Origin of the sequence: Rhodococcus sp. MEB041 (assembly GCF_030208955.1) — a bacterium.
GTDB lineage: Bacteria > Actinomycetota > Actinomycetes > Mycobacteriales > Mycobacteriaceae > Rhodococcoides.
This window is the reverse complement of record NZ_JARVSZ010000002.1, coordinates 306008-328609: the sequence shown is the minus strand read 5'-3', so window position 1 is coordinate 328609 and position 22602 is coordinate 306008. Positions and strand designations below refer to the sequence as shown.

22 protein-coding genes are annotated in these 22602 nt (G+C 70.0%); 16 read left to right on the top strand and 6 right to left on the bottom strand.

Annotated features, from left to right (window positions below):
* Window positions 1–127: 127 nt before the first annotated feature.
* The 12 genes from QRN16_RS05475 to QRN16_RS05420 all read left to right on the top strand — a co-directional run bounded on the left by QRN16_RS05475 (window position 128) and on the right by QRN16_RS05420 (window position 13313).
* Window positions 128–979, top strand: coding sequence for an acyl-CoA thioesterase (locus QRN16_RS05475; RefSeq protein ID WP_027505223.1), 852 nt, complete (start codon window positions 128–130; stop codon window positions 977–979).
* The gene (gene pdxT / locus QRN16_RS05470) at window positions 976–1599 is read left to right on the top strand and encodes a pyridoxal 5'-phosphate synthase glutaminase subunit PdxT (protein WP_027505224.1); all 624 of its coding nucleotides are present in this window, start codon (window positions 976–978) and stop codon (window positions 1597–1599) included. The genes QRN16_RS05475 and pdxT overlap by 4 nt, the downstream gene beginning before the upstream one ends.
* A gap of 41 nt (window positions 1600–1640) precedes the next feature.
* The gene (locus QRN16_RS05465; RefSeq protein ID WP_027505225.1) at window positions 1641–2396 is read left to right on the top strand and encodes a YebC/PmpR family DNA-binding transcriptional regulator; all 756 of its coding nucleotides are present in this window, start codon (window positions 1641–1643) and stop codon (window positions 2394–2396) included.
* Between the two features lie 107 nt (window positions 2397–2503).
* The gene (gene ruvC / locus QRN16_RS05460) at window positions 2504–3100 is read left to right on the top strand and encodes a crossover junction endodeoxyribonuclease RuvC (protein ID WP_285185029.1); all 597 of its coding nucleotides are present in this window, start codon (window positions 2504–2506) and stop codon (window positions 3098–3100) included.
* Window positions 3097–3699, top strand: coding sequence for a Holliday junction branch migration protein RuvA (gene ruvA / locus QRN16_RS05455; RefSeq protein ID WP_285185028.1), 603 nt, complete (start codon window positions 3097–3099; stop codon window positions 3697–3699). The genes ruvC and ruvA overlap by 4 nt, the downstream gene beginning before the upstream one ends.
* 41 nt (window positions 3700–3740) lie before the next feature.
* Window positions 3741–4778 carry a Holliday junction branch migration DNA helicase RuvB gene (gene ruvB, locus QRN16_RS05450; RefSeq protein ID WP_056445240.1) on the top strand — a complete coding sequence of 346 codons (1038 nt, stop codon included), beginning with the start codon at window positions 3741–3743 and terminating at the stop codon, window positions 4776–4778.
* A gap of 113 nt (window positions 4779–4891) precedes the next feature.
* Entirely contained in the window at window positions 4892–5296 is a 405-nt protein-coding gene (yajC, locus tag QRN16_RS05445; RefSeq protein WP_081821185.1) for a preprotein translocase subunit YajC, read from the top strand.
* A gap of 182 nt (window positions 5297–5478) precedes the next feature.
* Window positions 5479–7224 carry a protein translocase subunit SecD gene (gene secD, locus QRN16_RS05440; RefSeq protein ID WP_051613210.1) on the top strand — a complete coding sequence of 582 codons (1746 nt, stop codon included), beginning with the start codon at window positions 5479–5481 and terminating at the stop codon, window positions 7222–7224.
* 3 nt (window positions 7225–7227) lie between these two features.
* Window positions 7228–8436: a protein translocase subunit SecF gene (secF, locus tag QRN16_RS05435; protein ID WP_222631008.1), complete on the top strand. Its 1209-nt coding sequence runs from the start codon at window positions 7228–7230 to the stop codon at window positions 8434–8436.
* A 1-nt stretch (window position 8437) separates the two neighbouring features.
* Window positions 8438–10159, top strand: a complete 1722-nt coding sequence (locus QRN16_RS05430) for an ABC transporter substrate-binding protein (protein WP_285185027.1) — start codon at window positions 8438–8440, stop codon at window positions 10157–10159.
* Complete coding sequence (locus tag QRN16_RS05425) at window positions 10156–10716, top strand: adenine phosphoribosyltransferase (RefSeq protein WP_027505231.1); 561 nt, start codon at window positions 10156–10158, stop codon at window positions 10714–10716. The genes QRN16_RS05430 and QRN16_RS05425 overlap by 4 nt, the downstream gene beginning before the upstream one ends.
* Window positions 10717–10811: 95 nt before the next feature.
* Window positions 10812–13313 (top strand): RelA/SpoT family protein, encoded by a 2502-nt coding sequence (locus tag QRN16_RS05420; protein WP_285185026.1) that lies wholly within the window; start codon window positions 10812–10814, stop codon window positions 13311–13313.
* A 99-nt stretch (window positions 13314–13412) separates the two neighbouring features.
* On the opposite strand, the gene QRN16_RS05415 is transcribed toward QRN16_RS05420, so the two are convergent.
* A complete protein-coding gene (locus QRN16_RS05415; RefSeq protein ID WP_027505233.1) occupies window positions 13413–14285 on the bottom strand; it encodes a peptidylprolyl isomerase in 873 nt (290 codons plus the stop codon).
* Window positions 14286–14476: 191 nt separating this feature from the next.
* On the opposite strand from QRN16_RS05415, the gene QRN16_RS05410 reads away from it, so the two are divergent.
* From QRN16_RS05410 to QRN16_RS05400, 3 genes are read left to right on the top strand one after another with little or no spacing between them, the layout of a single operon-like run.
* Window positions 14477–15145, top strand: a complete 669-nt coding sequence (locus QRN16_RS05410; RefSeq protein WP_285185025.1) for an MBL fold metallo-hydrolase — start codon at window positions 14477–14479, stop codon at window positions 15143–15145.
* Window positions 15142–16431, top strand: a complete 1290-nt coding sequence (gene hisS, locus QRN16_RS05405; RefSeq protein WP_056444766.1) for a histidine--tRNA ligase — start codon at window positions 15142–15144, stop codon at window positions 16429–16431. Before QRN16_RS05410 ends, hisS begins: the two co-directional genes overlap by 4 nt.
* A 2-nt stretch (window positions 16432–16433) precedes the next feature.
* Window positions 16434–17060, top strand: a complete 627-nt coding sequence (locus QRN16_RS05400; protein ID WP_285185024.1) for a hypothetical protein — start codon at window positions 16434–16436, stop codon at window positions 17058–17060.
* Here QRN16_RS05400 and QRN16_RS05395 read toward each other — a convergent pair.
* The 3 genes from QRN16_RS05395 to QRN16_RS05385 all read right to left on the bottom strand — a co-directional run bounded on the left by QRN16_RS05395 (window position 17050) and on the right by QRN16_RS05385 (window position 19606).
* Entirely contained in the window at window positions 17050–17733 is a 684-nt protein-coding gene (locus QRN16_RS05395) for a TetR/AcrR family transcriptional regulator (protein WP_285185023.1), read from the bottom strand. The two genes, QRN16_RS05400 and QRN16_RS05395, sit on opposite strands and share 11 nt — an antisense overlap.
* 3 nt (window positions 17734–17736) lie before the next feature.
* Window positions 17737–18240 (bottom strand): DUF3237 domain-containing protein, encoded by a 504-nt coding sequence (locus tag QRN16_RS05390; RefSeq protein ID WP_285185022.1) that lies wholly within the window; start codon window positions 18238–18240, stop codon window positions 17737–17739.
* A gap of 100 nt (window positions 18241–18340) precedes the next feature.
* Window positions 18341–19606 carry an FAD-binding domain-containing protein gene (locus tag QRN16_RS05385; RefSeq protein ID WP_285185021.1) on the bottom strand — a complete coding sequence of 422 codons (1266 nt, stop codon included), beginning with the start codon at window positions 19604–19606 and terminating at the stop codon, window positions 18341–18343.
* A gap of 124 nt (window positions 19607–19730) precedes the next feature.
* On the opposite strand from QRN16_RS05385, the gene QRN16_RS05380 reads away from it, so the two are divergent.
* Window positions 19731–20768, top strand: coding sequence for an Rv2578c family radical SAM protein (locus QRN16_RS05380; RefSeq protein WP_285185020.1), 1038 nt, complete (start codon window positions 19731–19733; stop codon window positions 20766–20768).
* Between the two features lie 9 nt (window positions 20769–20777).
* Here the strand turns inward: QRN16_RS05380 and QRN16_RS05375 are convergent, their stop codons facing one another.
* Window positions 20778–21557, bottom strand: coding sequence for an MBL fold metallo-hydrolase (locus QRN16_RS05375; RefSeq protein WP_222631021.1), 780 nt, complete (start codon window positions 21555–21557; stop codon window positions 20778–20780).
* A gap of 41 nt (window positions 21558–21598) precedes the next feature.
* Window positions 21599–22516 carry a KPN_02809 family neutral zinc metallopeptidase gene (gene ypfJ / locus QRN16_RS05370; protein WP_027505242.1) on the bottom strand — a complete coding sequence of 306 codons (918 nt, stop codon included), beginning with the start codon at window positions 22514–22516 and terminating at the stop codon, window positions 21599–21601.
* Between the last annotated feature and the right edge of the window lie 86 nt (window positions 22517–22602).

The window sequence follows — 22602 nt, the reverse complement described above, 5'->3', positions numbered from 1 at the left end:
TCCTGCCCGACGCGCCGCCTCCGCCCCCCGCGAGTACGGCCGAAGTGTCGTTCCGGGGCCCGATTCTGCGACACTTCTGCCGTACTCGCGGGGCAGGTCCCGTCTGTCCCGACCGGAAAGGGTGATCATGGCCGGAATCGAAGAGATCCTCGAGCTCGAGCGCATCGAGAACGACATCTATCGGGGGAGTTCCGTCCCGAGTCAGCTGCAGCGCACGTTCGGCGGCCAGGTCGCCGGGCAGTCGTTGGTGTCCGCGGCGAAGACGGTGGATCCCGCGTTCCGCGTGCACTCGTTGCACGGATACTTCCTGCGCCCCGGAAACCCGAACGAGCCCACCGTCTTCACGGTCGACCGCATCCGCGACGGTCGGTCGTTCGCCACGCGTCGGGTCACGGGCATCCAGGACGGCAAGGCGATCTTCACGATGTCGGCGTCGTTCCACGTGGAGGACGAGGGCATCGAGCACCAGGACCGGATGCCGGCAGTGGTGGGTCCGGAAGACCTCCCCGACGTCGCCGAGGACGAGGCGTTGCGGCAGAAGATGTTCTACAAGGAGTGGAACCGGTGGGACGTGCGGCTCGTCCCGCAGGACCGCATCACCCGGAGCTCCAGTCTTGCTGCTCAGCAACAGGTCTGGATCCGTTACCGCGATCCGCTGCCGGACGATCAGGTCTTCCACGTGTGCGCTCTGGCGTACATGTCGGACATGACGCTGCTGGGTTCGGCGAAGGTCCCACACGAGGACGTCGCCACGCAGACCGCGTCGCTCGATCACGCGTTGTGGTTCCTGCGCCCGTTCCGTGCGGACGAGTGGTTGCTGTACGACCAGACGTCGCCCTCCGCAGGCCTCGGCCGCGCGTTGACCCAGGGACGGATCTACGACCGTCAGGGCCGGATGGTCGCGGCCGTCACGCAGGAGGGTCTGATGCGCTACGACCGCTCGGCGCAGCACACGCCGGGCCTCGAGACGTCACGGTGACAGCTCCGACCATCGGAGTGCTCGCGCTGCAGGGTGACGTGCGAGAGCATCTCGAGGCGCTCACTGCCGCCGGTGCGAGCGCGGTGACGGTGCGCCGTCCCGAGGAACTCGACGCCGTCGACGGTCTGGTGCTGCCCGGCGGCGAGTCGACCACGATGGGGAAGCTGCTGCGGATCTTCGATCTCCTCGATCCGCTCCGCGAGCGCCTCGCCGCCGGTATGCCCGCCTACGGGTCCTGCGCCGGCATGATCCTGCTGGCCTCCGACATCCTGGACACCACCCCGGATGCCGTGCATCTCGACGGCCTCGACATCACGGTGCGGCGCAACGCCTTCGGTCGTCAGGTCGACTCCTTCGAGACCGACCTCGACGTCGCTCGGGTGGGCGGCGAGCCGATGCGTGCCGTGTTCATCCGGGCGCCGTGGGTCGAGCGGGTCGGCGACGGAGTCGAGGTGTTGGCCACCGTCCCGGAGGGTCCCGCGGCGGGCCGCGTCGTCGCCGTGCGGCAGGGCGACGTGCTCGCGACGTCGTTCCATCCCGAGGTCACGGGGGACCGCAGGGTCCACGCCCTGTTCGCCGACATGGTGCGGGAGCGAAGGACCTCGTCCACGCCCGCGTAAGATGGGCACGTTCTCTGCCGGTACGAAAGGGGCTATTGCCGATGAGCGGCCACTCCAAATGGGCGACCACGAAGCACAAGAAGGCTGTCGTCGACGCCCGCCGATCGAAGTCCTTCGCCAAGTTGGTGAAGAACATCGAGGTCGCCGCGCGCACGGGTGGTGGTGACCCCGTCGGTAACCCCACGTTGTACGACGCCATCCAGAAGGCGAAGAAGACCTCGGTCCCCAACGACAACATCGAGCGTGCGCGCAAGCGCGGCGCCGGTGAGGAAGCGGGCGGCGCCGACTGGCAGACCATCATGTACGAGGGCTACGGGCCCAACGGTGTCGCCGTCCTGATCGAGTGCCTCACCGACAACCGCAACCGCGCGGCCGGCGAGGTCCGCGTCGCGATGACTCGCAACGGCGGCAACATGGCCGACCCGGGTTCCGTGTCCTACCTGTTCTCGCGCAAGGGCGTCGTCACGCTGGAGAAGAACGGCCAGTCCGAGGACGACGTCCTCATGGCCGTGCTCGACGCCGGCGCCGAGGAGGTCAACGACAACGGGGACACCTTCGAGGTGGTCTCGGAGCCGACCGACCTCGTCGCCGTGCGCACCGCGCTGCAGGAGGCGGGCATCGACTACGACTCCGCCGAGGCCAGCTTCCAGCCGTCCGTCAGTGTGCCCGTCGACGTCGACGGAGCGCGCAAGGTGTTCAAGCTGATCGACGCGCTCGAGGACAGCGACGACGTGCAGAACGTGTGGTCCAACGTCGATCTGTCCGACGAGGTGCTCGCGCAGCTCGACGAGGACTGACTCCAGCGCGCCGCCCACACTCGTCACCGACTCGCCGCTAAGGTATCGAACAACAGTTCTACGTGTTCGAAGGTCCGGAGCGGCCGAATCCGGTGAGGGAGTGGGCGTTGCGTGTCATGGGAGTCGACCCCGGGCTGACCCGGTGTGGACTGAGCCTGGTCGAGTCCGGCGCAGGCAGAGCGGTCACGGCGCTCGACGTCGACGTGGTGCGGACGCCGGCCGACATGGAGCTGGCGCAGCGACTTCTCCTGATCGCCGAGTCCGCCGAGTACTGGCTGGACACTCACCGGCCCACGGTGGTCGCCGTCGAGCGGGTGTTCTCCCAGAACAATGTGCGCACCGCGATGGGCACCGCGCAGGCAGGGGGAGTGATCGCCCTCGCGGCCGCCCGGCGCGGTATCCCGGTCGCCTTCCACACCCCGTCCGAGGTCAAGGCCGCTGTCACCGGGAACGGCACCGCGGACAAGGCTCAGGTGACGGCCATGGTGACCCGCATTCTCGGCATGCAGCAGGCCCCCCGCCCCGCCGACGCCGCCGATGCTCTCGCCCTGGCGATCTGTCACTGCTGGCGGGCACCCATGATGACGCGGATGGCCGCCGCCGAGGCGCAGGCAGCCGCGGCGAAGGCCGCGTACGAGAAGAAACTGAAGCAGCAGCGCGCGGCCGTGCGGGCCGCCGCGAGGACGGGAGCGCAACCGCGATGATCAGCTCGGTACGGGGCGAGGTGCTCGAGATCGCCCTCGACCACGCGGTGGTGGAAGCGGCAGGCATCGGCTACCGCGTCAATGCGACGCCGGCGACGCTGGCCGGGCTCTCTCGCGGAACCGAGGCGCGCCTGGTCATCTCGATGATCGTGCGCGAGGACTCCATGACGCTGTACGGCTTCGCGGACGCCACGTCGCGCGATCTCTTCGGCCTGCTCCAGACGGTGTCCGGCGTCGGTCCCCGGCTCGCCATGGCCGTGCTCGCCGTCCTCGAACCCGATGCGCTGCGCACCGCGCTGACCGACGGCAACGTCACGGCCCTGATGCGGGTACCGGGTATCGGTAAGCGCGGCGCCGAGCGTCTCGTGGTCGAACTGCGCGACAAGGTGGACGCGGTGGTGTCCGGTCCGGCCGGTGTCGCCGCACCCGGCCACTCGTCGAGCCCGGTGCGTGATCAGGTGGTCGAGGCGCTGCTCGGCCTCGGGTTCCCGGCCAAGCAGGCCGAGCCCGCCGTCGATGCCGTGCTGGCAGACGACCCCGCCGTCGGAACGGCGCAGGCTCTGCGCTCGGCCCTGGTGAGCCTGGGCAGGTCGCGGTGACGGACCCGGACGGCACGGACGACTCACTGGTCACCGCCGAGATGGTGCCGGACGACGGCGATCTCGATGCGAGTCTGCGGCCGAAGTCGCTCGACGACTTCATCGGTCAGCCCCGCGTGCGGGAGCAACTGCAGCTCGTCCTGCAGGGCGCGACGCAACGCGGCGGAACACCGGACCACATCCTGCTGTCCGGTCCGCCCGGACTCGGCAAGACCAGCATGGCGATGATCATCGCGGGGGAGCTGAACTCGGCGTTGCGCCTGACGTCCGGGCCGGCCCTCGAACGAGCGGGAGACCTCGCGGCGATGCTGAGCAACCTCGTCGAGGGTGACGTGCTGTTCATCGACGAGATCCACCGCATCGCGCGGCCGGCCGAGGAGATGCTGTACCTGGCGATGGAGGACTTTCGCGTCGACGTGGTCGTCGGTAAGGGGCCGGGCGCCACCTCGATCCCGCTCGACGTCGCACCGTTCACGCTCGTCGGTGCCACCACCCGGTCCGGCGCCCTCACCGGCCCGCTGCGTGACCGCTTCGGCTTCACCGCGCACATGGATTTCTACGACCCCCGTGAACTGCAGCGCATCCTGACGCGGTCGGCGGGAATCCTCGGAGTGCGCATCGAGGCGGATGCCGCCGCGGAGATCGCGGGACGATCGCGCGGCACACCCCGCATCGCCAACCGCTTGCTGCGCCGGGTGCGGGACTACGCCGAGGTGCGTGCCGACGGCCGCGTGACACTCGAGGTCGCCCGGGCGGCGCTCGAGGTCTACGACGTGGACGAGCTCGGCCTCGATCGCCTCGACCGAGCCGTGCTCGGCGCCCTCGTCCGCAGCTTCGGCGGCGGGCCCGTGGGGGTCTCGACGCTCGCGGTCGCGGTCGGGGAGGAACCGGCCACCGTGGAGGAGGTGTGCGAGCCCTACCTCGTCCGCGCGGGCATGATCGCGCGGACGCCGCGCGGTCGGGTGGCCACGGCCGCCGCGTGGGAACGGATGGGTCTCACACCCCCGCCGGATCTCGCGGTCGGCGGCATCTCGGTGCGGACGAACGAGCCGCAACGCACGCTCTTCGACGAGACCTGAGCCGGTGGATCCGGACGATTCCGGCGTTTCGGGCGGTCGACACGCCCGATCGCCCGACCGAACGTGGCACACTGAAGGTTCCGAGTCCCAAGATCTAAGGATTGACGTTTCTGATGGAACTGCTGTTTCCGCTTCTCGTTCTCGCCCTGCTCGTGCCCATGTTTCTCGGCATCCGCCGCCAGAAGCGTGAGGTGGCCAAGACGGTCGAGCTGCAGGAAGCGCTGTCCATCGGTGATCGCGTCCTGACCACGTCCGGGCTGCACGGCCTCGTCGACGGACTCACCGAGACCACCGTCGACCTGGAGATCGCTCCCGGCATCATCACCACCTGGTCGCGTGCCGTCGTGCGCGACGTGCTGCCCGACGAGGACGAGCTGGACGAGTCGGCTGCGGAGAACGCCGCTCCGACCAGCGACTTCGAGGACCACAGCGACGCCGGATCGCGCGTCGACAGCCTGGAGAACGGCCTCGGCGGAGCGGACGACGGCCGATCGCAGGCACGACTCACCAAGGAGTGAGACAAAGCGGATACACCGCCCCCGAGGTCGTCCTCGGGGGCGGTGCGTCGTTGTGGAGAGGGTACGGTCGGTCAGGCTCCGGCCGTCCGTGACGCCCGCCGCCGCCGCGCTCCACCCCCGTCCGACCAGCAGCAGGTCCGTCTCCTCCAGCCGGTCCGTCTCACTCAGGAGAAGCACTCACCGTGGCCCCATCCAGCGGATCCTCGTATCCGGTGCGGTATCTCGCCGTGTTCGGCGTCTTCATCGCCCTCGTGTACGTCCTGGTCTTTTTCACCGGTGACAAGTCCCCGACTCCCAAGCTGGGCATCGACCTGCAGGGTGGAACACGCGTCACGCTCACCGCGCGCACGCCCGACGGCAGCGCCCCGAGCCAGGAGAGCCTGCGTCAGGCGCAGCAGATCATCGAGACCCGCGTCAACGGTCTCGGTGTCTCCGGCTCCGAGGTGGTCGTCGACGGTCAGAACCTGGTCATCACGGTTCCCGGCGACGACAGCTCGCAGGCCCGCACACTCGGTCAGACGGCCCGGCTGTACATCCGCCCGGTGCTGACGTCCCAGGCCCCCACTCCGGCGGGCACTCCCGCTCCCGCGGCGACCGACCCCGCTGCCGACCCCGCGGCTGCCGACCCTGCGGCCACCACGGCTCCGGCGACACCGGCGCCGCAGAACCGCCCCTTCCCGGCGCAGGACCCCACGGACACCCCCGCCCCGTCCGAGACACCCGCGCCGTCCGACACCTCCGCCTCCGAGCCCGGTGCCGCCCCGCCCGCGTCGTCGGCGGACGAGACCGCCGACGCGATCGCCGAGGCGAAGGCGCAGCGGCAGAGCACCGACCCGACAGTGCAGCAGCAGGCCATGGCCACGATCGACTGCTCCGCGCCCGACCCCCTGCAGGGCAACGACGATCCGGCCCTGCCGCTCGTCGCCTGCTCCACGGACGGCACCGCGGTCTACATCCTCGAGCCGTCGATCATCGACGGACAGCAGATCGCCGACGCCAGCTCGCAGTTCGACACCCAGCAGTCCCGCAACGTCGTCTCCCTCAGCTTCACCACCGAGGGTGGCAACACCTGGGCTCAGTTCACGTCGGCGAACATCGGCAAGCAGGCCGCGTTCACCCTCGACTCCAAGGTCGTCAGCGCACCGGTCATCCAGGGCGCGACCCCCGCGGGCAGCGCCACGCAGATCACCGGCAATTTCACCGCTGACAGTGCCCGCGAGCTCGCCAACACGCTGAAGTACGGATCGCTGCCGTTGTCGTTCGCCGCCTCCGAGGCGGAGACAGTGTCGGCGACGCTGGGACTCGCGTCGCTCGAGGCAGGCCTGATCGCCGGCGCCATCGGCCTCGTGTTCGTCCTCATCTACTGCCTCCTCTACTACCGCATGCTCGGCATCCTCACGGCGCTGTCGCTGGTGCTGTCGCTGGTCGCCATCTACGGGATCCTCGTCCTGCTCGGTCGATGGATCTCGTTCACGCTCGATCTCGCCGGCATCGCCGGTCTGATCATCGGTATCGGTATGACCGCCGACTCGTTCGTGGTGTTCTTCGAGCGCATCAAGGACGAGATACGCGAGGGCCGCAGCTTCCGCTCGGCGGTTCCGCGTGGTTGGGCCCGTGCGCGGCGCACCATCCTGTCCGGCAACGCGGTGAGCTTCATCGCGGCGGCGGTGCTGTACGTGCTCGCCGTCGGTCAGGTGCGCGGCTTCGCGTTCACGCTCGGCCTGTCGACCCTGCTGGACATCGTCATCGTGATCCTCGTGACGTGGCCACTGGTCAATCTCGCCTCGCGGTCCGAGTTCTGGTCCAAGCCGTCGATCAACGGTCTCGGTGCGGTCCAGGAGATCGCCCGCGCGCGCAAACGCGCTGCCGCCGCCAAGACCACCCGCGATGCTGCTACCGCGGCAGCCGGCCCGAGCAAGGAGGCCTGACCCGTGGCCGAGACGACCACCACCACCGAGGACACCGTTCCCGACGCACCCGAGGCCGGTCGCGGACTCCTGTCGCGGCTCTACACGGGCACCGGCGCGTTCGACATCATCGGACGCCGTCGCCTCTGGTACGGCGTCACCGCGGCCTTCGTGCTGGTGTCGTTGCTGTCGATCGCGGTCCGCGGCTTCACGCTCGGTATCGATTTCGAGGGCGGCACGCGCGTGCAGTTCCCGGCTCCGCAGGGCGTCGACACCGCGCAGGTCGAGGAGATCTACACCGACACCCTCGGTCAGGACGCCGTCGCCGTCCAGACCGTGGGCACCGGATCCGGCGCCACCGTGCAGATCCGCTCCGAGTCGCTGGACCAGGGGCAGGCGTCCGCGCTGCAGACGGCCCTGTTCGACGCGTTCCAGCCCGCCAACGCGGAGGGTGAGACCACGCGCGATGCGGTCTCTTTCACCGACGTCAGTGAGACCTGGGGTTCCCAGATCACCGACAAGGCGCTGATCGCGCTCGTGGTGTTCCTGGTGATCGTCAGCATCTACATCGCCGTCCGGTACGAGCGTGACATGGCGCTCGCCGGTATCGCGGCCCTGTTCTTCGACATCCTCGTCACGGCGGGTGTCTACTCGCTGGTCGGGTTCGAGGTCACTCCGGCGACCGTCATCGGACTGCTGACCATTCTGGGCTTCTCGCTGTACGACTCCGTGGTGGTGTTCGACAAGGTCGAGGAGAACACTCGCGGCATCCTGCACCTCAACAGGCGCACCTATGCCGAGCAGGCCAACCTCGCGGTGAACCAGACGCTGATGCGCTCGATCAACACCACCGTCATCAGCGTGCTCCCTGTCATCGCCCTCATCGTCATCGCGGTCTGGTTGCTGGGTGTGGGGACGTTGAAGGATCTCGCACTGGTCCAGCTCGTCGGCATCGTCATCGGCGCCTACTCGTCGATCTTCTTCGCGACCCCGCTGGTGGTCACGCTGAAGGAACGGTGGGGCCCGGTCGCGGCGCACACGAAGAAGGTGCTCGCGAAGCGCGAGGGCACCACGCGTCCGCGCGCCGAGAGCGCGGTTCCGGCCGGCGCCACGGGCACGGCGACCGCCACGGCAACGGCAACGGGTGCTCCGGCCAAGACCGCACGCGCTGCGGCCGCGGCGCCCCGCGCAGGCGCACGCCCGACGGGTAAGCGCGGCAAGCGGAGGAGCTGACATGCGTGCGTCGTCAGGGGTCAGGACAGGCGTCGCCGTCGCGGCGCTCGCCGCGATCACGGCCACGACACTCGTGGCGTGCGGCGACGAGGACACCCGCATCCCGTCCATCGGCTACGCCGTCGACAACACCGTCACCACCTACAACGGCGGAACCGTCGCCGGATCGGTCTCGGCTGCGCCGCAGGCCTTCTCGCGAGTCCTGCCCGGATTCGCGCTCACAGCCCCGAGCGGCGGTGCCGTGAGCGACACCGACATCGGGACGGCCGTGGAGGTACCCGGCGAGCAGCAGGTGGTCACCTACACGCTCGCCGCGCCCGCCGTGTGGTCCGACGGTGTGCCGATGACGTGCGACGACCTCGTGCTGGCGTGGGCCGCACGCAGCGGCCGGACGGCCGCGGACGGAGCGCCGCTCTTCGACGCCGCGTCCACCGCCGGTTACACCGACATCGAACGCATCGACTGCGCTCCCGCGGACAAGGTCGCGACCGTGACGTTCCGCTCGGGACGCGGGTACGTCGAGTGGCAGTCCCTCTTCGGCGCCGGGACGATGATGCCCGCACACGTCGCGGCCCGCATCGCCGGCGTGCCGGACGTGGTGAGCACCCTCGCCGGCGGTGACCAGGACGCACTGCGGCGCGTCGCGGACGTCTGGAACACCGGATGGAACCTCACCCCGGCGGAGGGGGAGGACGTCGGAACCGTCGACCCGGCGGTCTTCGTGTCGTCCGGGCCCTTCCGCATCGAGTCGTACTCGGTCGAGAACGGTCTCGCGCTCGTTCCCAACGAACGGTGGTGGGGTGTTCCCGCCGCCACGGATCGTGTCGTCGTGTGGCCCAAGGGCGCCGACATCGCGGCCAAGGCGGCATCGGGCGACATCGAGGTCGTCGACGCCGACGGCGGCACGGCGACTCCCGACGGCTTCACGTCGACGGCTCAGCCGTCCTTCGGCGTCGAGCAGTTGACCATGGCCACGTCCGGTGTCTTCGTCGACCCGGCCGCACGCCGCGCCTTCGCTGCATGCGTTCCCCGCGGCGAGCTGTACGCGCAGCACGGCCACCCCGGATACGAGGCGGAGACCGGCCGCGGGTCCGGCCTCGTCGACAGCCGGACCACCCTTCCCGCGACGCTGCCCTACCGCTCGGTGGCGGCCACCGCGGCGGAGCGGTACCGCACCGCGGACGTCGCCGGGGTGACCGCGGGTCTCGCCGAAGCGGGTCTGACCGACCCCGTCGTCCGCGTGGGCTACCTGGGGCCCGACGAGCGCCGCGCGGCCGTCGTCGCCGCCATTGCATCGTCCTGCGCACCTCTCGGCATCGAGATCGTGGACGCGTCGTCGCCGACCTTCTCGCCGCTCGCTCTGCGCGCCGGGGAAGTGGACGCCGTCCTGGCCTCCACCGCCGGACAGGCGGGAGCGTCGGGCACGTCCTCCGCGGATCCCGGTCGCTTCGCCCTGCGCGGCGGACAGGGCGTCAACGTCGGCGGCTACGCCAACGGGCGTCTCGACGAGCTGATCGATCGCCTGGCCGTCGACCAGTCCGACGCCACCGTGCTCTCCGCGGCGGTCGAGGCGGAGAACATCCTGTGGACCGACATGCCCACCCTCCCGCTCTACAACGCGCCGCGCGTCACCGCGGTGGCGTCCGGAATGCGTGGTGTGGAGTCGAACCCGACGGTCGCGGGTGCGGGCTGGAACATGGACAAGTGGATACTCGTCGGATGAGTACACCCGGATCGAGCAGCCCCACCACGAGCGCACCCGGTGGATCGGACGTCGTCGCCCGGTTGACGCGCTGGGCCGACGACTTCCCCACGCCGGGAGTGCGCTTCGCCGACCTCACGCCCGTGTTCGCCGACGCGGAGGGGCTGCGCACCGTGGTGGACTCGCTCGCCGAGGCGGGCCGTGACGCCGACGTCGTGGCCGGTATCGACGCGCGCGGCTTCCTTCTCGGTGCCGGCGTCGCGCTGGCGTTGAACACCGGCGTGATCGCCGTCCGCAAGGCGGGGAAGTTGCCCCCGCCGGTGCACCGGCAGTCGTACGAACTCGAGTACGGCACGGCGGAGCTCGAGATCTCCGCCGAGGGCATCGCGCTCGAGGGGCGCCGCGTACTCGTCGTCGACGACGTGCTCGCGACCGGCGGCACACTCGAGGCCGCCGCCGAACTGTTGACGCGGTGCGGAGCGATCGTGGTGGGTGCCGCCGTCGTTCTCGAGGTGGAAGTTCTGGGCGGCCGCGAGCGTTGGAAGCATGGACCGCTCACGACACTGGGCGTCGTCTGAGCATCCGACCTCGAGAAGATGTGAGGGCGTGCGCTGTGCGCTCCGGTGACGGCGGATAGAGTCGGGTCTCTCGAGCAGCTGAGGAGGTGTCGATCATGACGCGATACATCGGTCGTACCGCCGAGGAGTCCGCAGCAGTGCCGCCTGCCGCGGGGGAATCCCTGCCGTCCGACGCCGTCCTGCCTGCCGACGCTGCTGCTGACGAGGCCGCGACGGAGCCCGTGCCCTCCAGGGTGGAGCCTGCCGATCCGACAGCGCGCACCGATGCCCTGACACCGGAGCCGGTCGCACCCGCCGCGGAGCCCGTGCCCGATCCGGCACCCTCCTCCGCCACCCCCACTGCGCCGTCGTCCGCGTCCCGGCGCGTTCGTGCGCGGCTGGCCCGCCGCATCACCGCGCAGCGCAACACCGCGGTCAAGCCGGTGCTCGAGCCGTTGGCCGGCACCCACCGGTCGATGTACCCGAAGGCGGACCTCGGGCTGCTGCAGCGCGCGTACGACGTGGCCGACGAGCGGCACGCCACGCAGATGCGCAAGTCGGGCGACCCGTACATCACGCACCCGCTCGCGGTCGCCAACATCCTGGCCGAGCTGGGAATGGACACCACGACGCTCGTCGCGGCGCTGCTGCACGACACCGTCGAGGATACCGGCTACTCGCTGGACCAGCTGCGCACCGAGTTCGGCGACGAGGTCGCCCATCTCGTCGACGGCGTGACGAAGCTCGACAAGGTCGCGCTCGGCACCGCCGCCGAGGGCGAGACCATTCGCAAGATGATCATCGCGATGGCGCGGGATCCGCGGGTGCTGGTCATCAAGGTGGCCGACCGGCTGCACAACATGCGCACGATGCGCTTCCTGCCGCCGGAGAAGCAGGCGCGCAAGGCGAAGGAGACCCTCGAGGTCATCGCACCGCTCGCGCACCGCCTCGGCATGGCGACGGTCAAGTGGGAACTCGAGGACCTCGCGTTCGCGATCCTGCACCCCAAGAAGTACGACGAGATCGTGCGCCTCGTCGCCGACCGGGCCCCGTCACGCGACACCTATCTCGCCAAGGTGCGCGCCGAGATCAACGCGACCCTGTCGGCCTCCCGCATCAGTGCCGTGGTCGAGGGTCGGCCCAAGCACTACTGGTCGATCTACCAGAAGATGATCGTCAAGGGCCGCGACTTCGACGACATCCACGATCTGGTCGGCGTGCGCATCCTGTGCGACGAGATCCGGGACTGCTACGCCGCCGTCGGCGTGGTCCACTCGCTGTGGCAGCCGATGGCCGGACGGTTCAAGGACTACATCGCGCAGCCGCGCTACGGGGTCTACCAGTCGCTGCACACCACGGTCGTCGGTCCCGAGGGTAAGCCTCTCGAGGTGCAGATCCGCACCCGCGACATGCATCGCACCGCCGAGTTCGGCATCGCCGCGCACTGGCGATACAAGGAGACGAAGGGCCGTCACTCCGGTGACGCGACCGAGCTCGACGACATGGCGTGGATGCGCCAGCTGCTCGACTGGCAGCGGGAGGCCGCGGACCCGGGGGAGTTCCTCGAGTCGCTGCGGTACGACCTCGCGGTCAAGGAGATCTTCGTCTTCACCCCCAAGGGCGACGTGGTGACCCTGCCCGCCGGATCGTGTCCCGTGGACTTCGCCTACGCCGTGCACACCGAGGTGGGGCACCGGTGCATCGGTGCCCGCGTCAACGGGCGCCTCGTCGCACTGGAGCGTCAGCTCGACAACGGCGAGGTGGTCGAGGTCTTCACCTCGAAGGCCCCGACGGCCGGACCGAGCCGCGACTGGGCCACCTTCGTCACGTCGCCGCGTGCGAAGACCAAGATCCGCCAGTGGTTCGCCAAGGAACGTCGCGAGGAAGCGCTCGAGGCCGGCAAGGACGCCATCGCCAAGGAGGTGCGGCGCGGGGGACTTCCGTTGCAGCGCTTGATGAACGGCGAGTCCATGTCGGCCATCGCGCACGAGCTGCGGTATGTCGACGTCTCGGCTCTCTACACCGCGGTGGGGGAGAACCACGTCTCGGCGCAGCACGTCGTGCAGCGTCTCGTCGCTCACCTCGGCGGTGTCGGCGATGTCGAGGAGGAACTGGCCGAGCGGTCCACCCCGTCCACCATTCCCACCCGTCCGCGCCGCGTCGGCGACGCAGGGGTCATGGTGTCGGGTGCGGACGGCGTCGTCGCCAAGCTGGCGAAGTGCTGCACCCCGGTGCCGGGAGACGACATCATGGGCTTCGTCACCCGCGGTGGCTCGGTGAGCGTGCACCGCACCGATTGCACCAACGCCGGGTCGCTGCAGACGCAGTCGGAGCGGCTGATCGAGGTCGAGTGGGCCCCGTCGCCGTCGTCGGTGTTCCTCGTCGCGATCCAGATCGAGGCACTCGATCGCCACCGTCTGCTCTCCGACGTCACGAAGGCGCTGGCCGACGAGAAGGTCAACATCCTGTCGGCGTCGGTCACCACGTCCGGTGATCGCGTGGCCATCTCCAAGTTCACCTTCGAGATGGGCGATCCCAAGCACCTGGGGCACGTGCTCAACGTGGTCCGCAACGTCGAGGGTGTCTACGACGTGTATCGCCTGACCTCGGCTGCCTAGAACTCGACACCCTTCTCGCGAGTACGTCCACAGTGTCGTGATCCCGTACGGAATCACGACACTGTCGGCGTACTCGCGGGGAGGGTGCGAGGTGAGCCGTCAGGCCAGGTCGAGCCGCACCGTGTTCAGGGTGGTCGCGAGAGCCGGCGCACCGTCCTGCGCGCCACCCTCGACGCCCGCTGCGGCGATCTTGTCGAGCGTCGCGAGGCCGGTCTCGTCGATCGTGCCGAACACCGTGTAGTTCGGGGGCAGCTGCGAATCGCCGAACACGAGGAAGAACTGGCTGCCGTTGGTGTCGGCGCCGGCGTTCGCCATCGCGATGGTTCCGCGGGGGTACAGGACGGGCGACTGCAACGCGGCCGGATCGTCGGCGTACTGGTCCGTGGGGAACTCGTTGGCGTACTGGTAGCCCGGGCCGCCCGTTCCGGCGCCGGTCGGGTCACCGCACTGCAGTACCTTCAGGCTGTCGGCCGTGGTCAGACGGTGGCAGGGAGTGGCGTCGTAATAGTTCTGCCCGGCCAGCGAGGCGAAGCTGTTCACGGTGCACGGCGCCTTCGTGGCGTCCAGCGACAGGCCGATCGGGCCCTGCGAGGTGTCCATGCTGACGCTGACGTTGTCGTCCGTGGTGGGCACGTTCTCGGTCTGCGGAGCGTTCGCCGGCTTCGCGGCAGTGCCGCCCGCAGGGTAGGAGCAGCTCACGGTCTCGGGCAGCGGTTCCGAGCGGCCGGCGGGCAGCATGCCCTCCGGGGTCGCGTTCTCGCTGGTGGGGGAGTCGGAGGCCTCGACGGCGGTGTCGTCGTCGCCGCGTGTCACACCGATGGCGACAGCGACGCCGCCGATGACGACGACCAGTCCGATGACGGCGGCGGCGATGGTCGCCTGCTTGCGTCGTCGCGCCCGAGCGGCACGGTTCTCGAGCTGGCGTTCGAGCTTGCGCTTGGCAGCGTCACGTCGTTGTTCGTTCGTCGGCACGGTTGGCGTTCCTCTTCTCGCTGGAGCGGGTGAGCAGCAGAAGTGTGCCAGGCTTCCCTGAGAGGCACCTGACCCGGTGGACGGCCGAGGTGCCTGCCCCACGTTCCGGGGCGCCCGGTCGCACCGCCTACGCTGGTGGCATTCGTCCGATCGCGGATCGCTGCACCGCAAAGCATGAGGAGTCCTTCACTGTGCGTGTCACCGGATTCCCCGCCGGCATGTTCCAGACGAACTGCTACGTCGTCAGTCGGGACGAGGGGACGGACTGCATCGTCGTCGATCCCGGCCAGGACGCCGCGGCGCCGCTCCACTCGTTCCTCGACGACGCGGGCCTGACGCCCATCGCAGTGCTCCTCACGCACGGCCACCTCGATCACATGTGGGACGCGACGCCGGTGTGCGCGCGCTTCGACATTCCCCTGTACGTGCATCCCGACGACCGCCACATGCTCACCGATCCGGCGTCCGGTATCGGCCCGGTCCTGGCGCCGCTGATCGCGCACTCCACCTTCGAGGAGCCCGCGACGGTGGTGGAACTGGCGCACGGCGACGTTCTCGACGTGGCCGGACTCGGTGTCACCGTCGCGCACACGCCCGGTCACACCCGTGGCTCCGTCGTCTTCCGTCTCGACGGGGGCGAGCAGCAGGTGATCTTCTCGGGGGACACGCTCTTCGCGGGATCGATCGGCCGCTCCGATCTGCCCGGCGGCGATCACGAGCAGTTGCTCGCCTCGATCGCCGAGCACCTGCTGTGCCTCGACGACGAGACCGCCGTGTTGCCCGGACACGGCGAGTCCACCACCATCGGCGCGGAACGCGGCAGCAACCCGTTCCTCGTGGGACTCGGTGGTGTGCGATGACCGGCGACACACAGCGGATCCAGCCGTTCGCCGCCCCCAAGGGCGTCCCGGACTACCTGCCACCCGACTCCGCGACCTTCGTGGCCGTGCGCGACGGTCTCACCGCCGCTGCCCGGGCCGCGGGCTACGGCCACATCGAGCTCCCCATCTTCGAGGACACGGCGCTGTTCGCACGCGGCGTGGGTGAGTCCACCGACGTGGTGAGCAAGGAGATGTACACCTTCGCCGACAAGGGTGACCGCAGTGTCACGCTGCGTCCCGAGGGCACCGCCGGCGTGATGCGCGCGGTCATCGAGCACAGCCTCGACCGCGGAGCGCTCCCGGTGAAGGTCAGTTACTCCGGCCCGTTCTTCCGCTACGAGCGCCCCCAGGCCGGTCGGTACCGGCAGCTGCAGCAGGTCGGCGTCGAGGCCATCGGGGTCGACGATCCTGCGCTCGACGCCGAGGTCATCGCCGTGGCCGACAGTGGGTTCCGGAGCGTCGGTCTCACCGGTTTCCGGCTCGAGCTCACCTCGCTCGGTGACGAAACCTGCCGCCCGCAGTACCGGGAGCTGTTGCAGGACTTCCTGTTCGGTCTCGAGCTGGACGAGGACACGCGTCGCCGCGCCGAGATCAATCCGCTCCGCGTCCTGGACGACAAGCGACCGCACGTCCGTGAGATGACGGCCGACGCACCGTTGATGATGGACCACCTGTCGGAGTCGGCTCGCGTCCACTTCGACACCGTGCGTGCCCATCTCGACGCGATGGGCGTGCCGTACGTGGTCAATCCGCGCATGGTGCGCGGTCTCGACTACTACACGAAGACCACCTTCGAGTTCGTCCACGACGGTCTCGGTGCGCAGTCCGGCATCGGCGGCGGTGGACGGTACGACGGCCTCATGGCGCAGCTCGGCGGGCAGCCCCTGTCGGGCATCGGTTTCGGTCTCGGCGTGGACCGCACGGTGCTCGCTCTCGCGGCCGAGGGCGTCGCGCCCGCGTCGACGGCCCGGTGCGAGGTGTACGGCGTGCCCATGGGTCCGGAGGCCAAGCTGCGTCTCGCGGTGATCGCCCGGGAACTTCGGGCCGCCGGCGTCCGCGTGGACCTCTCCTACGGCGACCGCGGAATGAAGGGCGCCATGAAGGGTGCCGACCGTTCCGGTGCCCGCCTCGCGCTGGTGCTCGGTGATCGCGATCTCGAGGCCGGAGAGATCGGCCTGAAGGACCTGGCGACCGGCGAGCAGTCGTCGATCCCGTTGTCCGAGGCCACCGCTCGCGTGCGTGCCACGCTGTCGCCAGTGAGCTGACCATGGCCGACAGAGGGCTGGTGGCGCTCGATCTGGTGCCGCCGGAGCTCATCGTTCCGCGGCTCCGCGTCGCCGGTGCGGTGTTCGCCGTGGTCGGTGCCGTGCTCGGTGTCGTCGCCGGACTGTTGATCTCGCCGTACGTCGGTGTCGCTCTGGGAGCTGCGCTCGTCGCCACGGCAGGGTTCGCCGTCGTGTCGGGCGGCCGCAGACGCGTGTGGATCGATCACGGTGTGGTGAGCCGGCGCGGGTCGTTCCGCGTGCGACGGGTCAACCTGTCGGACGCGACGAAGGTCGAGGTCCTCGTGCGGGTCGCGCGCGTCAGCCAGGTGCTGATCCGTGTCGGCGACTCGTCCGGCGACGTCACGGTCGGCGTGGCGATGTACACGACCGACGGCGGTCGCGAACTGCAGCCGATCGCGCTGCGCGCGGTGGCGGACGGACTGGCCTCGTCCCCGCTCGCGTCGGCTCTGGCGCTGTCGTCGGTACTGGTGACCCAGCTTCGCGCCGAGGCCCGCGAGGCCGGGCTGACGGAGCGCCCGCTCTATCGGGCGATCGACGTGGTCCGCACGTCCGGGCGAGCCCCGGCGACCGTGCTCACCGACGCCGAGGTCGCGGCTCTCACCGACTGATCGGCCGAGCGGCGTCGAGCAGTGTCGTGGCCGTGTCACGCAGCGACGCCGTCGAGCCCGTCCACCCCAGCACGCGCACCGCGGCGTCGGCGATCGTGTCGGGCGTCGCGAGGGAGTGCCGCGTCGATTCCGCATCGGACCGGGCGCTGATCACCGATTCGACGATGCGGAACGGGAGGGGTGTGAGTTCCTCGGAGACCACCAGCGTGCCGATGTCGACGAGAGCGTCCCGCGACAGCGAGGCGTAGAGCGCCATGAGGTCGGAGCGACGAGTGCGGAACTGTTCGAACCGTGCGCTGCGCAGTTCGGGGACGAGGTACAGGGCGCCGAGGTTCCATCGCGAGGTCAGGAGCTGGTCCGCGTCGAACCACACCAGGGCATACAGCGCCCTCGGAGCGTCGGCCGCGGCGTCACGCAGCGCCTGCGCACAGGCCAGGGGTGCGTCGACGGTCCCCACCAGCAGCGCCGCGAGCATGTCGTCCTTGGTGGCGAAGTGGTGATACAGCGACGCCTGCCGGACCCCGACCGCGTCGGCGATCATGCGGGTGGAGGTGCTGGTGACACCCCGCGTCGTGAACAACTCCGCCGCCGCGTCGAGGATCTCCTCCCGCGCCGTGGCTCCCGGTCGCTTACGGGTGGTGAGCCGGGGACGCCCGGCACCGGTGGTGGTCATCGACTACGTGACCAGGAACGCGTCGACCACGGACTGGGTGCCCTGACGCGAGCCGGAGGTGACGATCACGGCCCTGTTCAGGTAGGCGAGCGTCCGGATCGACGTGGACACCGTGAGGGTGCCGCGGAAGTAGTAGAGCGCGGACTCCACGTCCTCCCCGCGATCGAGGGCCTCGACGACCTCGGCCGATCCGAAACGGACGGAGTTCAGCGTCAACCGCATCACGGCGCCCGGGTCGTCCGACTCGACGTCGGCCAACAGGTCGGTGGAGTACGTGGTCGATCCGTCCGCTCGGACGTGGGCGCGCTCGGCACCGACGGCGCGGACGACGGCCTCGACCCCGGGCCCACTCAGCACACCACCCACGACGGGTGCCACGGACTCCGCGCCGACGGGAGTGTCGCCGAGCTGCACCGGATCCGCGGTGCGCAACACGATGCGCAGCAGCGGCTCGAGCGTGGGGGCGGTCGGTTCGATCGACGCGGACGGGTCCGTGGGTTCGGTCACGCGCTCGACCGTATCCGATCCACCTGGTGCCCTCCTGCCGACTTTCCGGCCGGGCTCCGCCCTCCCCGCCTACTTCCCGGCCGGCCTCCGGCCTCCCCGCCTACTTCCCGGCCGGGCTCCGCCCTCCCCGCTCCGACGCCCGGCGCCACGCGCTGAACGACCGCACCGACGATCGGGTCGGACGCACCAACCACGGCCACGGGTGCACCTCCACCGGATCGAGGGCGGCCGCGATGCGTGCCCACCCCGGTACCGGGGCGTGGGTCGCGGCGAGGCGCCGTCCGGCGAGCTCCTCGGTGACCCGTCCGCGCCGTACCTCCAGAGGCCGGACGGCGGCGAGCTCGCCGAGTGTCTCGGCGAGGAAGACCAGCCGCTTGCCGGACAATTGCAACCGTCGGAGCAGCGGCTCGTCGAACACGAACACCGCGGGGCGGGCGTCGTCGGCCGCGAGGGCCGGATCCGCGCTGCCGAGCGACTCCGCCGTCAGCCACACCTCGTCGCCGTCCTCACCCACGGTGTCCGCGGGGCCGGCCGGGGTGTCGCCGGTGGCCAGGCTCGGTCCGTCGACCGACGGGCCGAGAGCGGCCGTCGGCCAGTCCTGAATGGGACACGCTGACGACAGCGCGCACGATCGGCACAGGCTGGGTGCGCGTTTCTCCACCTGCCAGCGACTGAACCCGTAGACCTTGCCGCTGCCGGTACCGACGGTCCACTGCCAGCCGAGTCGGTTGGCCGCCCTCGAGCCGTCGAGGAGATGGGTGAACATCTCGTCCTCGCCGTCCCGCCATGTCGCGCCGGCCCGCACGGCCCACTGCGACGCGAGCCACATGCGCGTCTGGTTCACCAGCCACCCGTCCTCGTGCAGCTCGTCGACGACGGACTCCATGCAGCGCATCCGGGCCGGCCACGGATCGTCGGACCAGGTGTCGTGCGCCGAGACGGTCGGACGGGGCTGCTCGCGCGTGAGTGACGCCCCCAGGCGCGAGCCCACCCGTGCGTACAGGTGGCGGGCGTACTCCTGCCACAGCAACTCGTCGCGGTAACGAGACCGGTCCCGGGTCGGCGCGTCCGCCACCGCGTCCCACACCTCGCTCAGCGTGAGCAGGCCGTGCCGGATGTACGGCGACATGCGACTCGCCCCGCGCCGCGACGGCGGTTCCACCGTGCTGCGGGACCGGGCGTAGCCCGTGATGTCCAGGCTCGCGAGAGCGGCGTCGGCTGCCGACTGTCCGCCGCGCAGACCGCCCGCCCGGATCTCCTCGGGCTCTTCGAGGGTGAGGTCACCGAGGTGCTCGGCGACCCAGGCGACGACATCGTCGGACCGGGCGCCGTCCGCAGGTGACGGGGGAGTCGGGAGGAGGGCCATGTCCACCGACACTACCGAAGAGTTGACACCTCGATAGAACGGATGTTCGACTGTCTGCGAATCGTCGATCGATCGTGTGTTCGAGGCATCGGTGTGCCGGGGTAGCCGGAGAACAGGAGGGGTCATGCGGTGGGACGGTCAGACACTCGACGCTCCCGACGGGGCGCTTCCCGGCCTCGAGCGCACCGGGCTGGTGCGTGCCGGTCTGGTCCGCACTGTCCGCACGCCCGAGTTCGAGGGCGTCACCTTCCACGAGGTGCTCTGCAAGAGCGCCCTCAACCGGGTGCCCGAGGAATCGGCGCTGCCGTTCCGCTGGACCATCAACCCCGCGCGCGGGTGCTCGCACGCGTGCCGCTACTGCTTCGCCCGGCCCACCCACGAGTACCTCGACCTCGATGCGGGCCGCGACTTCGACTCGCAGATCGTGGTCAAGACCAACATCGTCTCGGTGCTGCGCAAGGAGCTCGCCCGCGCCTCGTGGAAACGTGACCCGGTCGCCCTGGGCACCAACACCGACCCGTACCAGCGCGCGGAGGGTCGCTACGAGCTCATGCCGGGCATCATCCGGGCGCTCACCGAGTCCGGCACCTCGTTCTCGATTCTGACCAAGGGCACGCTGCTGCGACGGGATCTGCCGCTGCTGACCCTCGCCGCTCAGCAGGTGAACGTGCAGGTGAGTGTCAGTCTCGCCTTCCACGACGAGGATCTGCAGAAGTCCCTCGAGCCGGGGGCGCCGTCACCGCGCTCTCGCCTCGACATGATCCGGGCCATCACGGACGCGGGTCTGTCGTGCCACGTGCTCATCGCGCCCGTCATCCCGTTCCTGACCGACAGTCCCAAACACCTCGGCGCCCTGATGGCGGCTCTCGAGGAGGCGGGCGCGACCGGTGTGACCGCGCTGCCGATGCATCTGCGGTCCAGCACCAAGGAGTGGTTCATGAGCTGGCTCGCCGAGCATCATCCGGCTCTCGTGCGCCGCTACCGGGTGCTCTACGGACGCGGGGCGTACGTCAGCCCGGAATACAAGCAGTGGCTCCGCGACAAGGTGGAACCGTTGCGGGAGAAGCACTCTCTGACGGGGCTCGATCCGGCCGGTGCGCGGCGTGTGGCCAGGGCAGCTCCCGCGGAACCCGCTCCGGAACCAGCGATGACCCTGTTCTGAGCCGGTCGGTCAGAAGCCGGGGGTCACGCCGATGTGCTCGAGGTAGCGCCGAGCCGAGCGGACCACCGCGCCGTGAGCGTCCTCTTCGACGACCCGGTCCCACCACGCCCCGACGATGCGCTCGAAGGCCACGTTCTCGAGGAGGGCGACCGTCCGGCGGATCGTGTCGGGATGTTCGGGGATCAGGTTGGGGTAGCTGTACATGAACGAGACCCATCGGCGGTCGGACACCACCTGGACGATGTCCCCGGTGCACAGCGCGCCGCGGCCGTCGGTGCCCGGCCAGTGCAGCACCGAACCGCCCGCGAAGTGCACCCGGGTGTTGATCAGCGTCCGCCCCGGCAGTATCTCCAGGGAGTCGCCCGACCACGTGCGGATGTTGCCGGCGCGGGGCAGCCACGCACGGTCGGACTCGTGCACGTAGATCGGCACGTCGCCGAAGGCCTCGCTCCACTCGACCATCGCGCTGTAGTAGTGCGGGTGGGACAGAGCGACGGCCGACACGCCGCCCAGTTCGGTGACACGGGCGATCGCGGCGTCGTCGATCGTGGTGATGCTGTCCCACAGCAGATTTCCGCCGTCGCCGGGGACCAGCAGCGCGCGTTGGCCGATCGCGAAGGTCGGCTCGGTGCCGATGCCCCACAGGCCCGGGTACTCCTCGCGCACCACGGTCCGGTGCGACGCCGACACCTCGGCGACGGTGGTCCACCGCTGGCCGCCGCGTCCGACGTACTGGCGCTCGTCGGTGCAGATCGGGCACTCGTCCGGATCGACGCGGTCGAACTGCACGCCACACGTCTCACAGACCGGCAGCTCCGTGCGGGACGACATCAGCGGACGGACGACGGGTCGTTCAGATCCGACGCGTCGTAGGTGTTGCAGGCGGCGACAGCTCCCGTGCGGTAGCCGGCGTCGAACCACGCCTGTCGCTGGTCGGACGAGCCGTGGGTCCAGCCCTCCGGGTTCACGCGGCCCGTCGAGGCCTGCTGGATCCGGTCGTCGCCGACGGACGACGCGGCCGACAACGCGTCGGACACGTCCTGGTCGGTGAGCGGATCGAGCAGCGGCTCGGAACTGCCGGGTGCGGGAACGTCGTCGGCCTTGTTCGCCCACACGCCGGCGTAGCAGTCGGCCTGGAGCTCGGTGCGCACGGCGCCGGACTCGGGTCCGTTCGGGTCGGCCTGCGCCCGGCCGATGTCGCCCAGCTGGTTCTGGATGTGATGGCCGAATTCGTGGGCCACGACGTACTCCTGCGCGAGCGGGCCGCCGCTGGAACCGAACTGGTCGACGAGCACCTGGAAGAATCCGGTGTCGAAGTACGCGGTGGAGTCGGCGGGGCAGTAGAACGGGCCGACGTCGGACGTCGCGGCGCCGCACCCGGTGGAGACCTGACCGGAGAAGATGTCGACCTCGGGGCGCTCGTACGGCACGCCCGTCTGCGCCGCCAGCTCGGCGTCCCACACCTGATCGAGACTGTTCACGGTGGCCGTGACCCGGCAGTCGACATTCGCGTTGGCGTCGGCCCCGGTGTCGCAGTTCTCGATGGCGCCGCTGCCCGAGTCCTGCGACGTGGCCTCACCGCCGCCGAGCTGCCCGATCACCGACGACGGGTCGCCGCCGAGCAGCAGCGTGATCACCACGATGACGATGCCGCCGAGACCGCCGCCGACGGCGATGCCCTTGCCGCGGCCACCGGAGGACCGTCGAACCCGGGAGGAGTCGATCCTGGCGTCGGGGTCGAACGTCATGAGTCACCACTTTCGTCGGCGTGTGCGGCTCACAGCTTCGCACGTGGCCACCACCGACACAGCGCTGTTTCTCCCGGCGTCGGGGT

What these genes read in the sequence shown, in the direction of transcription:
- ypfJ (WP_027505242.1), bottom strand. Translation starts at nt 22,516, where the DNA reads ATGACGTTCGACCCCGACGCCAGGATCGACTCCTCCCGGGTTCGACGG.
- QRN16_RS05475 (WP_027505223.1), top strand. Translation starts at nt 128, where the DNA reads ATGGCCGGAATCGAAGAGATCCTCGAGCTCGAGCGCATCGAGAACGAC.
- hisS (WP_056444766.1), top strand. Translation starts at nt 15,142, where the DNA reads ATGACCGGCGACACACAGCGGATCCAGCCGTTCGCCGCCCCCAAGGGC.
- QRN16_RS05380 (WP_285185020.1), top strand. Translation starts at nt 19,731, where the DNA reads ATGCGGTGGGACGGTCAGACACTCGACGCTCCCGACGGGGCGCTTCCC.
- QRN16_RS05430 (WP_285185027.1), top strand. Translation starts at nt 8,438, where the DNA reads ATGCGTGCGTCGTCAGGGGTCAGGACAGGCGTCGCCGTCGCGGCGCTC.
- ruvB (WP_056445240.1), top strand. Translation starts at nt 3,741, where the DNA reads ATGGTGCCGGACGACGGCGATCTCGATGCGAGTCTGCGGCCGAAGTCG.
- QRN16_RS05395 (WP_285185023.1), bottom strand. Translation starts at nt 17,733, where the DNA reads ATGACCACCACCGGTGCCGGGCGTCCCCGGCTCACCACCCGTAAGCGA.
- QRN16_RS05420 (WP_285185026.1), top strand. Translation starts at nt 10,812, where the DNA reads ATGACGCGATACATCGGTCGTACCGCCGAGGAGTCCGCAGCAGTGCCG.
- QRN16_RS05385 (WP_285185021.1), bottom strand. Translation starts at nt 19,606, where the DNA reads ATGGCCCTCCTCCCGACTCCCCCGTCACCTGCGGACGGCGCCCGGTCC.
- QRN16_RS05465 (WP_027505225.1), top strand. Translation starts at nt 1,641, where the DNA reads ATGAGCGGCCACTCCAAATGGGCGACCACGAAGCACAAGAAGGCTGTC.
- yajC (WP_081821185.1), top strand. Translation starts at nt 4,892, where the DNA reads ATGGAACTGCTGTTTCCGCTTCTCGTTCTCGCCCTGCTCGTGCCCATG.
- QRN16_RS05400 (WP_285185024.1), top strand. Translation starts at nt 16,434, where the DNA reads ATGGCCGACAGAGGGCTGGTGGCGCTCGATCTGGTGCCGCCGGAGCTC.
- ruvA (WP_285185028.1), top strand. Translation starts at nt 3,097, where the DNA reads ATGATCAGCTCGGTACGGGGCGAGGTGCTCGAGATCGCCCTCGACCAC.
- QRN16_RS05425 (WP_027505231.1), top strand. Translation starts at nt 10,156, where the DNA reads ATGAGTACACCCGGATCGAGCAGCCCCACCACGAGCGCACCCGGTGGA.